This window comes from Pedobacter ghigonis (assembly GCF_903166585.1).
Taxonomy (GTDB): domain Bacteria; phylum Bacteroidota; class Bacteroidia; order Sphingobacteriales; family Sphingobacteriaceae; genus Pedobacter; species Pedobacter ghigonis.
Genome location: NZ_CAESCM010000004.1, coordinates 200,683 through 215,016, shown reverse-complemented (window position 1 = coordinate 215,016; position 14,334 = coordinate 200,683). Strand labels below are relative to the sequence as shown.

At 40.3% G+C, this 14,334-nt stretch carries 12 protein-coding genes; 3 read left to right on the top strand and 9 right to left on the bottom strand.

Annotation, left to right across the window (positions count from 1 at the left end; translation table 11 throughout):
• Positions 1-7: 7 nt before the first annotated feature.
• A complete protein-coding gene (locus tag HWV58_RS08625; protein WP_175633711.1) occupies positions 8-3,238 on the bottom strand; it encodes a SusC/RagA family TonB-linked outer membrane protein in 3,231 nt (1,076 codons plus the stop codon).
• A 266-nt stretch (positions 3,239-3,504) separates the two neighbouring features.
• Here HWV58_RS08625 and HWV58_RS08620 point away from each other — a divergent pair, with 266 nt between their 5' ends.
• Both HWV58_RS08620 and HWV58_RS08615 read left to right on the top strand, forming a co-directional pair.
• Positions 3,505-4,539 (top strand): LacI family DNA-binding transcriptional regulator, encoded by a 1,035-nt coding sequence (locus HWV58_RS08620; protein ID WP_175633710.1) that lies wholly within the window; start codon positions 3,505-3,507, stop codon positions 4,537-4,539.
• A gap of 66 nt (positions 4,540-4,605) precedes the next feature.
• Positions 4,606-5,790, top strand: a complete 1,185-nt coding sequence (locus HWV58_RS08615; protein ID WP_175633709.1) for a class I SAM-dependent rRNA methyltransferase — start codon at positions 4,606-4,608, stop codon at positions 5,788-5,790.
• 156 nt (positions 5,791-5,946) lie between these two features.
• On the opposite strand, the gene HWV58_RS08610 is transcribed toward HWV58_RS08615, so the two are convergent.
• Complete coding sequence (locus HWV58_RS08610; protein ID WP_175633708.1) at positions 5,947-6,198, bottom strand: DUF6814 family protein; 252 nt, start codon at positions 6,196-6,198, stop codon at positions 5,947-5,949.
• An 11-nt stretch (positions 6,199-6,209) separates the two neighbouring features.
• Positions 6,210-7,733, bottom strand: a complete 1,524-nt coding sequence (locus HWV58_RS08605; protein WP_175633707.1) for an MFS transporter — start codon at positions 7,731-7,733, stop codon at positions 6,210-6,212.
• A 137-nt stretch (positions 7,734-7,870) separates the two neighbouring features.
• Between HWV58_RS08605 and HWV58_RS08600 the strand changes: the two genes are divergently transcribed.
• Positions 7,871-8,761: a bestrophin family protein gene (locus HWV58_RS08600; RefSeq protein ID WP_175633706.1), complete on the top strand. Its 891-nt coding sequence runs from the start codon at positions 7,871-7,873 to the stop codon at positions 8,759-8,761.
• On the opposite strand, the gene HWV58_RS08595 is transcribed toward HWV58_RS08600, so the two are convergent.
• From HWV58_RS08595 to HWV58_RS08570, 6 genes are all read right to left on the bottom strand, one after another.
• Positions 8,758-9,387 carry a Pr6Pr family membrane protein gene (locus tag HWV58_RS08595; protein WP_175633705.1) on the bottom strand — a complete coding sequence of 210 codons (630 nt, stop codon included), beginning with the start codon at positions 9,385-9,387 and terminating at the stop codon, positions 8,758-8,760. The genes HWV58_RS08600 and HWV58_RS08595 overlap by 4 nt on opposite strands.
• An 83-nt stretch (positions 9,388-9,470) precedes the next feature.
• Positions 9,471-10,046, bottom strand: coding sequence for a peroxiredoxin family protein (locus tag HWV58_RS08590; RefSeq protein ID WP_175633704.1), 576 nt, complete (start codon positions 10,044-10,046; stop codon positions 9,471-9,473).
• A gap of 56 nt (positions 10,047-10,102) precedes the next feature.
• A complete protein-coding gene (locus HWV58_RS08585) occupies positions 10,103-11,470 on the bottom strand; it encodes a S41 family peptidase (protein ID WP_175633703.1) in 1,368 nt (455 codons plus the stop codon).
• 204 nt (positions 11,471-11,674) lie between these two features.
• Positions 11,675-12,964 carry a hypothetical protein gene (locus HWV58_RS08580; RefSeq protein ID WP_235972684.1) on the bottom strand — a complete coding sequence of 430 codons (1,290 nt, stop codon included), beginning with the start codon at positions 12,962-12,964 and terminating at the stop codon, positions 11,675-11,677.
• A gap of 245 nt (positions 12,965-13,209) precedes the next feature.
• The gene (locus HWV58_RS08575; protein WP_235972683.1) at positions 13,210-13,740 is read right to left on the bottom strand and encodes a hypothetical protein; all 531 of its coding nucleotides are present in this window, start codon (positions 13,738-13,740) and stop codon (positions 13,210-13,212) included.
• A complete protein-coding gene (locus HWV58_RS08570) occupies positions 13,733-14,290 on the bottom strand; it encodes an RNA polymerase sigma factor (RefSeq protein WP_175633702.1) in 558 nt (185 codons plus the stop codon). Before HWV58_RS08570 ends, HWV58_RS08575 begins: the two co-directional genes overlap by 8 nt.
• Positions 14,291-14,334 lie beyond the last annotated feature (44 nt).

Below are 14,334 nucleotides of genomic sequence, written 5' to 3'. Positions count from 1 at the left end.
GTTGAGGTTAAAATACCATGTTAATACCAGCCAGAATGTATCTGCTACGTGGGTATGCTGCATAATCAATACCCGGTGTAAGCGGATTTGAACGGCGTGTATTGGCTTCCGGATCGTAACCGGTATAACCTGTTATGGTGTATAGGTTGTTAACCGTTCCGTATACCCTTAGTTTTGAAATGAAGCCGGTTTTCTTGATCATGCTTTGGGGTAAGCTATAGCCTAGAGTTACATTGCTGATTCTTAAAAAAGAGCCACTTTCAACTGCGTAAGAGGTTAAGGCATAGTTTCCTCCGGTAGGTGTCCATAACGTTGTATTGGCATTCATGGCTGTTAATAAAGTCGGGTCGGTTACCTTTACGCCATTGGCATCAAAATTCTGCCACCTCTCGTTCATTACTGCGAGTAAATTGTTGTCTTTTACGTTGTATTGTGAAGTAAATTCTAATTTATTGGCATTGTAAACTTTGCTTCCGTAACTAAAGTTTACGAATACGGTTAAATCGAAGTTTTTATAAGCAAACTGATTGTTAAAACCACCTGTAAATTTCGGTTGTGCGGTACCCAATACAGTTCTGTCGTCGTCTCCAATCATCATGCTCGATGAAGAAGAAAGTTTTTGCACCTTCATGTCGCCGGGCTGCGGGTCGCGGTTACCCAACAATACCCTGCTATTGGCTACGGTTGGCTTAAGCGTATAGGTGTAAGCTCCGGTTGTGGCATTTTGTACATAGGTAAAGTCGTCAACGGTGTAGCGCCCATCAGATATGAAACCGTAAAACTGGCCTACTGGCTGACCTACTTCCACTTTAAAATCGCCTAGGCTGTTAACCCAACCCGATTGGGTGATGTAAGAACTTACGCCGTTTTGCAGTTCAACAATTTTATTCTTGTTAAACGAAATGTTGAAACTGGTGTTGTAGCTAAAGTTTTTGGTTTTAACGGCCTGGTAGTTTAACTGCAGCTCGAAACCTGTATTTTGGGTTTTACCCACGTTTTGTTGTTGGGTAGAATAGCCCGTAGTTTGAGGTACATTTGCATTTAAAAGCAGGTTTTTAGTACGGTTATCGTAGTAATCTAAATTAAGTGAAAGTTTGTTTTTGAATAAGTCGATATCAATACCGAGGTTTTTAGAAATATTGGTTTCCCAGGTAATGTTCGGGTTAGACAGAATATTACCTGTAGCTGTACCCGAAATCAAACCTGTTGAAACCGATCCGTCTGTTTCGGCATAGCCTCCGGTGGTAGAGCTTAGGTAGAATAAGGTTCTGAACAAATCCTGACCAATGCGGTTGTTACCAGCGGCACCATAACTCATTCTAACTTTAAAATTATCTAACCAGTTTAGGTCAAGATCTTTCACAAATTTTTCTTCTGTTACCCTCCAGGCTACCTGTGCAGATGGGAAATAACCCCATTGTTTGCCTGCTGCAAATAGCGATGAAGCATCTGTTCTGAAGTTTACGGTAGCCAGGTATTTGTTTTTGAAGCCGTAAGAAGCCCTGCTGAATATTGAAAATTGTCTGGTTCCTGAAATTAAAGAAGTAGGTCGGTCCTGAATGGTATTTGCAGGGGCTGGGCTTACAAAAGCATCTTCTGCTGAAATATCGATTGGTAAAAATTTAAGTACAGTACTTCTCGAATCGATATCAACCATGTTAATTTCCTGGCCTACCAATAAATCCAGGCTGTGATCTTTGCCCAGATTGGGTTTGTAATTAATGGTGTTGGTGTTGATGAATGATTTTTGGGCAACTGTATCAAGCTGAATAGCAGGTAAACCTGCATTGTTACGGGCCACATTACTTACAGGGCCGTTAAAAACATTTACATGCCTGTTGGTCCTGTTATAACCTACCGTACTTTTGATGGTCAGGTTTTTAAGAATCGAATACTGTACGTAACCACTGGTGATTAAATCATTGCGGTAATCGTATTTCAACTCCTGATTAGCTAAAGTAATCGGATTGGTTAATCCTGTTGTTAAATAATCAGCATCAAATAAATCTCCCGAATCAGATCCGCCCGAATAAGGCTGGTAACGTACCGAGTTTCTTAAACGGTTGGTACCTTGCGAGCCGGTAGAAGTTGTTCCCACTCCATCAACACGCTGACGGCTGTAACGGGCATTCAGGCCAACCCTGAATTTATCCGAAAATTTATGGTCTAAACGCATCGAAGCAAAAGTTCTTCTAAAGCCCGAGTTTAACATAATACCATCTTCTTTGGTATTGTTTACCGAAACATTATAGGTGGTTTTCGATGTTCCACCTGCAAGGTTTAACACTTCGGTGTTGCTCCAGGCCTGGCGACCAAAAACTTTATCCTGCCAGTCGATATTGGGAATATTTTTGTAAATATCAAGATCTTCGAAAGTGCCGTATTTTTTGGTAAAGGTGTCTTTAACATCCTGGCTGGTGTTGTTGTTATACAGTTCGTACTGGTATTTAACAAATTCGTAAGGGTTCATTACGTCCAGCTCATTTACAATCTGGCGAGCACCTGCATAAGCATCAAAAGAAACTATTGGCCGACCTTTTTTACCACTTTTGGTTGTAATGATCACCACTCCGTTAGCACCTCTGCTACCATAAATAGAGGTCGATGCCACATCTTTTAGCACATCGATCGATTGGATTTCGTTTGGCGATAAAATGGATAAGGCGTTTTCTACCTGAATTCCATCTACGATATACAACGGAGAGTTATCGCCGGTAAGTGAGCTTCCTCCACGTACTTTGATTACAATTTCAGCTCCCGGACTCCCTTCAGTAGTGGTAACCGATACGCCGGCCAGCTTTCCGGCCAATGCCTGTGCAGCTGTACTCACCGGAAACTGATCAATATCTTTTCCAGTAACCGAAGAAACCGAGCCTGTTAAAGCTTCCTTACGTACTGAACCGTAGCCAATGTTTACGGTAACCTCTTGCAAGGTGTTGGCATCTTCTTCCAGTGTAATGTCCATTTTACTTTGATCGCCTACGGTAACATTTCTGGTTTTGTAGCCTACATAAGTAAAAATCAGGGTTGCGCCTTTTCCTGGAATGGAAATTTTGTAATTACCATTGGCATCGGTGCTAGTGCCGGTTTTCGAATCTTTTACCGATACGCTCACGCCTGTTAAAGGCTGCCCGTCCGATTTATCCTTCACAGTTCCTGTTAATTGCCTGTTTTGTGCCTGGGCCACAGATAATCCAAAAAAAGAGAAAAGTGCTAAAAAGAGTAAAACTCTGCTCATAGTTATTTAATTATTTGAAATGATTTGGTTTTTTAAAGTGCTGCAATCGCTTGCATGTAGAATAAAATTCTAGTTTCGGGATGTTTTACTTTGTTTATATTTGGTTACGTTGATGTAACAATTTTACAAACTAAAAACCGTTTGAAACCGAATTTAACTAAAAATCTGTGCAAACGTTCCCAAAAACGTGTTTATGACGTTTATTAAAATGTTTGGCAGAATAGCCATCAGCGATATTTTTTGTAACTTGTACGCAAGTACATGCCATGAGATTTGAAACATCTACCATAAAAGATATTGCTAAAGCATTAGGACTGTCTACATCGACAGTTTCAAGGGCTTTAAGAGACCGTTACGAAATTAGTGAAGAGACGAAAAAACTGGTTCTGGCCTATGCCGAGAAGGTAAATTACAGGGCGAACCCTATCGCCAGGAGCCTTAAAGAACGCCGCAGTTATTCAATTGGCATTATTGTGAGCGAAATTGCCAATAATTTCTTTTCGCAGGTAATTAACGGCATCGAATCTATTGCTTACGATAAAGATTACCATGTAATTATTTCACAGAGCCACGAATCTTATAAACAAGAAAAGCTCAACGTAGAGCATTTGGCCTCGCGTTCAATCGATGGGCTTTTAATTGCGCTATCGTCTGAAACACAGGACATTGACTACCTCAGAGACTTATACAGCAAGGGCTTGCCAATTGTTTTTTTTGACCGGGTACCCGAAGATTTTGAAACCCACAAAGTAATCGCCAATAACTTTAAGGGCTCTTTCGATGCTACCGAGCATCTTATTTTATCCGGAAAAAGAACCATCGCGCATTTAACCAATTCAGAAAACCTGTCGATCACAAAAGAACGGCTGGAAGGTTATAAAGCTGCACTGGCTAAATATCATATCGAATTTAAACCCGAACTGGTTAAGTATTGCCAGCATGGCGGTATGCATAGCGCCGAGCTCGAGCAGGCTGTTAAAGAGCTTTTGCCGCTCAAACCCGATGGAATTTTTATTTCGAGCGACCGCTTAACAACAGGTTGTATTATGGCGCTGAAGAAAACCAACCCTGAAGTGGCCCATAATATTGCTATTTCAGGCTTTACCAACTCAAACCTGGTCGAACTGTTTTCGCCTTCATTAACTTCAGTAAAACAACCTGCTTTTGAAATGGGTCAGGTAGCTACCGAATTGCTGATCTCGATGATTGAGGCCAAAAGGCCGGTTACCGAATTCGAAACCAAAATTTTAGATACTGAGTTGGTTAAGATGCAGAAAACGATCGGGAACAGGTTCTTGTAATTGGTTAAAACCTTACATCTTCCACATTACATTTAACATTCGCCCGCTTTTAATTACCTTTGCAGCATGGTAGAAATCACGTTAAAAAAAGGCAAAGAAAAAGCAGCATTACAAAGGCATCCATGGGTATTTTCTGGTGCGCTTGAAAAAGTTAAGGGAAAACCCGAAGATGGTGATGTGGTAAAAGTATATGCCTTTGATCAGGAATTTCTAGCCTATGGTTATTACAACAGCAACTCGCGCGTAGCTGTTCGTTTGCTGGAATGGGATGAAAGCCAAACAATTAATTTTAGCTGGTACCAAAACCGGTTAAAACAAGCCATTGCTTCGCGCCAGTTTATTTTGGGCGACCAAACGAATACCTGTCGACTGGTTTTTAGCGAGGCTGATTTCTTGCCTGGTTTAATTGTTGATCAGTATGCCGATTTTCTCTCGCTGCAAATTTTAAGTTCAGGTATCGAAAAGGTAAAAACCGAAATTGTAGAAATCTTAAAAGCTGAACTTCAGCCCAAAGGTATATTTGATAAAAGTGATGCCACTGCCCGTACCCACGAAGGTTTGCCGGTTGAAAATGGCTTACTTTGGGGTGAAAACCCACCAGAGTTTTTAGCGGTTAAAGAAAACGGGATTACCTACCACATTAATATTGCCGAAGGACAAAAATCGGGCTTTTATTGCGATCAACGCGATAACCGAAGCATTTTAGCCAGCTATACCAAAGGTAAAAAGGTATTAGATTGCTTTAGCTACAGCGGTGGTTTTAGCTTAAATAGTTTAGCTAACGGTGCTGCAAATGTTACGAGTGTAGATAGTTCAGGGCTTGCTGTAGAAACCCTTAAACAAAACGTAGCACTTAATCAGTTCGACGAGGCCAAAGTTACGGCCATCCAGTCGGATGTAAATAAACAATTAAGAGCCTTTAAAGAATCGGGCGAGTTGTTTGATGTGATTGTGCTCGATCCGCCAAAATATGCTCCCTCTCGTTCGGCCTTAGACCGCGCGGCCAGGGCATACAAAGATTTGAACCGTTTAGGTATGTTGCTTTTAGAAAAAGGTGGCCTTTTGGCTACTTTCTCTTGCTCCGGAGCGGTTGACATCGAAACCTTTAAGCAAATTATTGCCTGGGCAGCCCTCGATGCAGGAAAAGAAGTACAGATTATTAAACAATTCTGCCAGCCGGAAGATCACCCGGTTAGGATTTCTTTCCCGGAAGGCGAATACCTGAAAGGTTTATTGCTGCGGGTACTTTAATTTTTTGGCTGTAGCTTTAATAGCCGTGGAGACACCGATTATTACAGATTTTTCTGTGTATTCCGTGCCTCCGTGACAAAATGTACTTAGTGTCGTAAAATACAACGTGTTATTTTCGCACGCGTTAGAAACGCGCGCAAGCGGTAAAAATAATACCTATATATCTTCCGAGTTCTCCGGTAATTTATCGTACTCACCTTTCCAGGCATAGAAGCCGAAAATCATTAGGCCTAAGCTTATTGGCAGGAAAATAAACAGGATAATCCCCCACTGCAAAATGGTATTAGTACGCTCAATATCGGTATGGGTTAAACCCACTTTATCTACGGCTTGTAAAAACAAAAATGTCATCGCCAATGGCCCTAAAACCATCCAGATTAAGCCTAAAAATTTCTTCAGTATATTCATTTTCTTAATTGCTAATCGTTAATGTTTTCGTCTCTTTTGTTCGATAAATAAATAGTGCCGATAACCAGACTCAATGCGGCAATACCAATTGGGTACCACAAGCCCGATAATGGTGTAGACCCCGAAAAACTGGCTATTAAAGTGGCAATAAAAGGAACAAGCCCGCCGAAAACACCATTGCCAATGTGGTATGGTAAAGACATAGAGGTGTATCTGATCTTGGTTGGGAAAAGCTCAACCAAAAATGCTGCAATAGGTCCGTAAACCATGGTAACCAATAAAATCTGGAAGAATATCAACCCCACAAACTTCCAGAATACAGGCTCGGGTAGAACCTTATCTTTAATGATTTCTTTTGCTGGTAAAATGCCATTGCTTAAAGTAACAGTATCGGTTTGCACGCGGTTAAAAGAAGCACCGTTTTTAAGCACAACTTTGGTTACCACTGTTCTTAAACTATCAGCCGAATTTTGGATTAATACAGCGCTTGCCGGGGCAGCAGTTGAAGATAAAATATCAGCCTGTTCAATTTTGGTGTAATCGGTGTCGTCCAGAAAAATCTGATAAATAGGACGATAAAAAAGAATGCCCAGCAGCATACCGGTAAGCATTATCCATTTTCGGCCCACCTTATCGCTCCAGGCTCCGAATACCACAAAAAACGGGGTGGCAAAAGCGATACCCCACAGTAAAATATATCTCGAATCATTAAAATCAAGCTTACAGGTGTTTTCTAAAAAGGATTGCGCATAAAACTGCCCGGTATACCAAATTACACCCTGGCCCATCGTAGCACCAAACAAAGCTAGCAGCACCATTTTAAAATTTGCCTTATTACTGAAACTTTCTTTTAACGGATTTTTTGAAACATTTCCTTCCGCTTTCAGTTTCGAAAACAGGGGCGATTCGTGCATTTTCATCCGGATATAAATGGATACCACTACCAGCACAATGGATAGCAGAAAAGGAATCCGCCAGCCCCAGTCGCCAAAAGTTTCGGCACCTAAAATGTTTTTGGTAATTACAATAATACCCAGCGAAAGGAATAAGCCCAATGTCGCAGTAGTTTGAATCCAGCTGGTAAAAAAGCCACGTTTATTTTCAGGAGCATGTTCTGCAACATAAGTTGCGGCACCTCCATACTCACCACCCAGAGCCAGACCCTGAATTAGCCTTAATACGAGTACCAAAATAGGCGCAGCGTAGCCAATACTTTTATAAGAGGGAATGAGGCCTATAAAAAAGGTCGATCCTCCCATTAGCACCAACGTTAAAAGAAAGGTGTATTTTCGGCCAATTAAATCGCCTAAGCGACCAAAAACCAGAGCGCCAAATGGGCGTACAATAAAGCCAGCGGCAAATATAGCAAGGGTATTAATCAGGGCCGATGCGCCGGCATCTTCAGGGAATAACTGGTGACCGATAATTACGGCAAGGCTGCCAAAAATGTAAAAATCGTACCATTCAATCAGAGTGCCCAGTGATGATGCACCAATAACTTTAAAAATGTTGTTCTTAGGTAAAGCGTCGCTCATAAAAATTCGGGAATATTTGGTTTCCCAATATAAACATTTGGTTTACAATCGGCAACCTGCACTGTCTGCCATTAAATTTCGTCGCGAATGAAACATTTTGCCTTTAGTTTTGTATTTTCATTTTCCATTTAGAATATATGCTTTTAGTACAGAATATTAGGTTAAGTCGAATTTTAAGAAATACATGGCATGTCGATCTGATTATGATCGCTTCCTGCACAGCGGCTTATTTCGTACGCGAATATCTAATCGCCCATCATTTTTCTATTCCATCCATTATTCCAACGGTTTTGGGTACGGCCATCGCTTTTTTTATTGGCTTTAACAACAATCAGGCTTACGATAGGTGGTGGGAAGCCCGGAAAGTGTGGGGCGCACTGGTTAACGATTCGCGTTCTTTTGCCAGGGCATTGATTAATTATGCTGATAACGACCCTGAAAGTGTGAAGCGGATGATTCGCAGGCACATTGCTTTTTTATATGCCTTAAAAGCCAATTTGAGGGGGACAGTTGATGAAATTTACACGAAGTATTTGCCAGAAGCCGATTTACAGGAAATGGAAAAGCATAACAATAAGCACAATGCGCTTTTGAATATCCAATCGAGAGATTTGCAGCAGCTTTCTAAATCTGGTGCTGTTGATGGTTTCAGGTTTATCGAAATTAACGAAATGTTAACCCGCTTTTCTGATTCGATGGGTATGAGCGAAAGGATTAAAAATACCATTTTCCCAACTACCTATAGTTATTTAACGAAGGTGTTTATCTGGCTGTTTGTTGTCACCTTTACCCTGGTTATTAGTCAGGATGCAGGGCCTGCAGCTATATTTTTGGGCTGGTTAATCGGTTTTGTATTTGTATCTACACAGATTAACGGTATGAGTCTGGTTAATCCTTTCGAAAATAATTCGGCAGGGGTACCACTCAATCAAATTACCCGGACAATTGAAATTAACCTTTTACAGATGTTGGAAGAAGAAGAAATTCCTGAACCCGTTAAACCCATAAACGATGAGTATGTGCTTTAAGCTTTAACTGTTTTCTTTCCTGCAAAGACAAAAATTAAAGATAGAATCCAAAATACAACCAAAATAATAGTGGTATTTAAAATCGCTTTGGGGTAACCAATTTTTACCACATTAATAAAAGGGTAAGGATATTGCCTGATCAAATAGCCCCTTATCACGATAAAAATAACATACAGCAGCGGGTAAACCAGCCAGCCAATGGTTTGTTTGTATTCGAGTTTGGCTTTATCTACAAAAGCAATCCAGTAGATTACAAAGAGCAAGGGATTAATGACATGCAGCAGTTCATTGCTGAGGCTATGCCAGCCCTGTGGCTGATCTAAACCGCGTAGCGCTACATTGTAAACCAAAGCCACTAAAAATATATATACGGCTATAGCAGTTTGTGTTGAGGATTTCGAGAAAAAGACACCTAAGGCAGTTTGCTTTAACAACAATTGGGCTGCTAAGCAGATGGCCACACCCAGGTTGGTTAAAACCGTGAAAAAAGACAACAGTATTTTAAGGGTTGGCAAAACCGCTCCATTATAAAGTGCTAAGCTTAAACTAAATTGCAGAGCAAGCGAAAACCAGACAATTAAAGTGATGATGGTGAGGTATATATTTTTGCTGTTAACAGATTTCATTGCCTGGTTTTGAGCTATTTGTTATGTGTGGCCAAAATATGCCTGATTAAAACTAAGATAAGCATATCTCTTTTATAGTTAACCTATTTCTTCGGGATATTTATGCCTGATCCTCGATTTTTTTCAATCTCTGCCTTTAATTTTTGTTCAAATAGAACCGATTTGGCTTTAAATGCCGTATCGGTGAAAGAGATGTTGGCCGTAGCATAAACTATTTTGCCATTGCTCCCAATCAGGATGTTGGAAGGGAAGCCATGGTTAATGTTCAGCTTTCTGATTTCGTCATGAGTTAACGAAACAATTTCATATTGGTAGCCATTCCGTTTTTGAAAACGCCTCGCGCGCATGGGTGTGTCATGTGTAATCCCGATAAAACGTACGCCCTTTTCCCTGTATTCGCCAACCAGTTTATTTAATTCAGGCATTTCTGCCAGACAGGGCGGACATTTTTCGAACCAGAAATTAATCACCACTATCTGGTTTTTTAAATCAGCTTTACCAAATGTTTTTTGGTTGATGGTGAGTCCTTCAAAGTCTGGTAAATCTTTACCGCTTAAATCTTCAAAAAAAGTTTCCTGTGTTGCCCATTTAACCACTGGAGTTTCCTGGGCCTGGACGAAACCTGAGATCAAAAGCAATGCAAAAATGTAAATCCTCATAGAAAGGCTAAAATATAAAAAGTCCCGGCAAAATTTACCGGGACTTAAGGGATTGATTATTTTATCTTTTTATTGAGGTAATCGATTGCAGTGTTCAGTGTAGTATCCTTATTGGCCATAAAATCTTTTACGATTGGAATCACTTCTATATCGGGTTTTACACCATAACCTACAAATTCCCGCCCGTCAGGATAGGTATCTTTTTTGGTGCATACTCTTGCACTGCCACCACCTGGAAGATCAAAAAGATAAGGCTGTCCGGTACTTCCGAAAGAGTTTCTGCCAATTTTGGTCATGTGCTTTTGGTTGTCGGCATAAATTAAAAAATCTTCAGCTGCAGAAGCTGTGTTATGACCAATTAATAGAGCTGTGGGAACAACAATCCGCTTTTCCGCAAGCTTATTCTTTAATGGATTGTAATCAAAGTGATAAAAATAGTTATCCTGGAAAGTTAACAGGGCTTTCTTATTCCACTCACTATTAGCAGTATCTTTTGCTGTGGTATAGTGGCCCCAGGCTTTAAAAGCTGAATTGAGTTGGCGGGTCGAATAACGAGAGCCGTAGAGTAAGCTGTCGTTGGTTAAATATTTCAGAATATAGCTTCCAATGCCCGTGCTCCCACCACCGTTATTCCGCAAATCAACAATTATGGCTTTGGCTTTATAAAGTTCTGGCAATTTGGCGGTAAAAAGCGAATCTATTTTCTCATCCCCAAACGAGTTAAGTGCAACGTAGGCTACATTATTGGGATACCACTTAAAGTCGAGCAAAGCCGATTCGGCTGGAAATGCAGGGAAAACCTCTTTTTCTTCAGTCCGTTTGTGGGTTAAGTTGAGGGTTAAAAGTTGTCCGTTGGGTTTTTTGATTTTAATTTCGAATTGGCTGCCTTCAACACCCTGAAGCAGTTTACTAATGCTCCAATCCATCAAAACATAATCGGTAGAAGAGGAAATATAGGGCGAAACATGTTCTGCCACGTATTGTGCTGTGGGTTTACCATTCACAGCTATCACCTCACTTCCAACCGGAATTTCATTTTTCTTGCTAAGGTTAACCCGGGTAATAATGGCTTTGTCTTCTACGTTTTCGATAAAGAAACGATAATCGCCAAACATGGTGTTCATCGGTTCAAAATCTTTACCTGCAGGCATATAGATATTGGTATGTCCGTCCTTTAGCATGGCGCAAAACCGTTGCAATTCCAGATAATATTCATAGTCGGTTTTGGTTTCAGGAATGCTTACAATCAAAGCCTTATATGTGCTGTCCCATTTTGCACGATCGACTTTATTTAGGTAAACAAAATTGTAATTTACCTCTTGCCAGAATTTTGAAAGGCCATAAATTTTATCCGCTTTGGTTAATTTGTTCGATTGCGCGAGTAGCGTTAAAGGCAATAGAAGCATTAAAAGAATTTTTTTCATAGTTTGTTTAGTTTAATCTCGATGATTTTGGCTTTCAATTTTTATACCAACTGAAAAAAGGCTATCTGGATTGACCTATTGGCAATTACAATTATAGAGGTGTTCGTAATCGAACATTTTGATATCCGTTATCGGACAGTGGTAAATAAAAAAGTCCTGCCTATAAAATAGACAGGACTATAGTTTATTTGGTCTCTAAAATTCTTATTTAAAGGTGATTGATCCGTATTCTGATTTGATGTTTACAGTAGCGCCGCCACCTGAACCAATTTTACCTGCATATTTTTTGGTTTCGTCGTCATCGCTAACTTTACTTGCCGATACGTTTGAGCCGTATTTGAAGCCGGCATACGATGTGGCGAGATTAAAGTTTGCGTTATACCGGTCGTTAAACCCAAGGGCTGTACTTACATACTCGCCGGTAAAAGTAAAGTTGTGGCAAGCCGGGGTAATGTCGGCCACGCTGAGCTTGTTGTACTCCATGTCAATTAGTGCATCGCCATTTAGAGCGCCTAATGTTACATTGGTGTACTCGGTTTTTAAATTAAGTTTACCTACGCTGGCCAGGTTTAAGCTACCGTAGCCTTGTTTAATAACTGTATTTCCTTTTACGCTATTGATATCAACCTTTGCATACTCGGTATTAAGCAATAAATTGCCACCGATGTTACCAACAGTTAAGCCTCCACCATATTCAACCTTAATATCGGCCGATTTACGGATGGTATTTACATTTACTGCTACATATTCGGCAGTTAGTTCTAAAGTACCTACGCTACCAATGCTTACCGGGCCGTTATAACTGTGTTTTACTACCGCGGCGTTTATATCCTGAACGGTACATTTACCATACTGCACATTGATGTAGTTGTTGGTGTTGCTTAAATTGCCGGCGGTTAAACTTCCGTACTGTACTTTTAACGAAGTAGGACCCGAAAAATCGTCCATATTTACGTTACCGTACTGTTGCATTACTGTAAGCGGATTAACAGCGGGCATATAAATGATGTAGGAGATTTTAAGTTCCCGGCGTTTGGTAACTCCGTTTTTGGTTATCCTGCCCATGAAATTATTGCCACCACGATCAGCAAAATTAGTTTTTATCGATACCACATCGCCTGTTTTATTGGCCTCAATACTTACGCCATCAATTAATTTTTGGGCATCACTGTCAGAGTTGCTGTAAGCTTTAATGTCGATATCAACCTTAACTTCTTTTTTGTCCCAGGTTTTAATCACGATCGATCCGTACTGATTGTTAAGGTTAACCTTGTCGTTATTATCTACACTAAAACTCTTGCTGAAAGATTTTGTGCGCTCGGCATCACTCCCATTCTGCGTGTTTTGGCGATGGCTCACCATGGCCAGTGTGGTAGATTTTTCTACATTTTCTATCACCGTTTTTTCTGACGGGCTGTTAACTGTTGCCTCCTGGGCATTGGCTTTTACGGCTATTAAAGCCATAAAGGCTAGAAGTATTTTTATTGTTTTCATGTTGTTAATTGTTAAACATTAAATGGCTTAAAACCTGCCGGCTGGCATAAGCAATTCAATGTGGTGAGCGTTTCCTCCCAAATTCTTTTCCCGAAAGCGCGTAATTTTAATGTTTTATATAGTTAACCTCTATTTTTTACCACCTCAGAAACCTTAGCGCACCTAAGCTTTTCATCTTTCTGCTTTAAGCTCTCGTCTTTCGGACCCCGGACTTCGGACTTTTTCACCCTTGGTCTTTAAGCTTTCTAAATCTGATTAACCCTTTTGTAATCGTCAACCTGATTTATAATTAACAATTGTTGTTTTAAGAGTTGTAGCTGTATTTCGCGGTTCTTCACCATAGCCTTTACCACAAAAGTTTGGTTGGGCGATGTAGGTAGTTCCGATTTTAATCTTTCGTAATCTTCATCAAGCTTTCTCAAATCAGCGGTAAATTTTTTATACAACTCGGGGTTAGCCGAAGCGAAAATGGCTAAGCTGTCTCTCTTTTCGGTAATTAAGCCTGCAAAATGAACCTCTTTTTTAGCGTACGAAGCGCTAACGTCGGCGATTTCCAAATTGCTGTTTTGCGTTTTTACGGTGTACAACAAGGCCAAACCAATTACCACTACTATAGCGGCTGCGGCGCTCATCCATAAATACAGCTTTACCGGCTTTTTTTTCTTTTTGTTGTCTAATTCCTTTTCAATTTTGGCCCAAAGTGCTGCCGATGGTTCCATTACATCGAAGGCTTTGCGGTTTTCTTTTACAAAGGTTTCTAATCTGCCATTATTCATCTCTCATCCCTTTCTGTTCTAAAATGCTTTTTAACTTCTTTTTGGCACGCATATACTGTGTGCGACTTGTATTTTCACTTATTTTTAAAATGTGTGCAATTTCTTCATGGTCGTACCCTTCTAAAAGGTACAAACTCAATACCACCCGGTAGCCATCTGGCAATTCGGTAATGGCTTTTCTAATTTCCTCAGCCTGTAATTGTACCTCGTAATCATCAAAACTCACTTCATCAGGCACCTCCGTTATTTCATCGGTACTTACAAATTCCATTTTACGCTTGCGCAGATAATTGATTGATTTGTTAATTACAATCTGTTTAAGCCAAAGCCCAAAAGTGGTTTCCTGCCTAAAATCAACAATTCTGGTAAAAGCGTCTAAAAAGGCTTCCTGTAAAACATCTTCAGCCTCTTCCTCATAATTTAAAATGCGCAGCGCCACGTTATACATCGCTTTCGCATACAGCTTGTACAATTCAAACTGCGCAGTGCGGCTTCCCTGCATGCATTCCTTTACGAGATCTAGGTTTTTATCGATGTATACGGCTTCCAAAATTTTGAATATTCTGATTATAAGACAGGAGAGATTTTAAAACG

Bases quoted from the DNA above. Each gene is read 5' to 3' on its own strand.
- HWV58_RS08575 (WP_235972683.1), bottom strand. From the start codon at position 13,740: ATGAATAATGGCAGATTAGAAACCTTTGTAAAAGAAAACCGCAAAGCC.
- HWV58_RS08600 (WP_175633706.1), top strand. From the start codon at position 7,871: ATGCTTTTAGTACAGAATATTAGGTTAAGTCGAATTTTAAGAAATACA.
- HWV58_RS08605 (WP_175633707.1), bottom strand. From the start codon at position 7,733: ATGAGCGACGCTTTACCTAAGAACAACATTTTTAAAGTTATTGGTGCA.
- HWV58_RS08610 (WP_175633708.1), bottom strand. From the start codon at position 6,198: ATGAATATACTGAAGAAATTTTTAGGCTTAATCTGGATGGTTTTAGGG.
- HWV58_RS08625 (WP_175633711.1), bottom strand. From the start codon at position 3,238: ATGAGCAGAGTTTTACTCTTTTTAGCACTTTTCTCTTTTTTTGGATTA.
- HWV58_RS08595 (WP_175633705.1), bottom strand. From the start codon at position 9,387: ATGAAATCTGTTAACAGCAAAAATATATACCTCACCATCATCACTTTA.
- HWV58_RS08580 (WP_235972684.1), bottom strand. From the start codon at position 12,964: ATGAAAACAATAAAAATACTTCTAGCCTTTATGGCTTTAATAGCCGTA.
- HWV58_RS08615 (WP_175633709.1), top strand. From the start codon at position 4,606: ATGGTAGAAATCACGTTAAAAAAAGGCAAAGAAAAAGCAGCATTACAA.
- HWV58_RS08620 (WP_175633710.1), top strand. From the start codon at position 3,505: ATGAGATTTGAAACATCTACCATAAAAGATATTGCTAAAGCATTAGGA.
- HWV58_RS08585 (WP_175633703.1), bottom strand. From the start codon at position 11,470: ATGAAAAAAATTCTTTTAATGCTTCTATTGCCTTTAACGCTACTCGCG.
- HWV58_RS08590 (WP_175633704.1), bottom strand. From the start codon at position 10,046: ATGAGGATTTACATTTTTGCATTGCTTTTGATCTCAGGTTTCGTCCAG.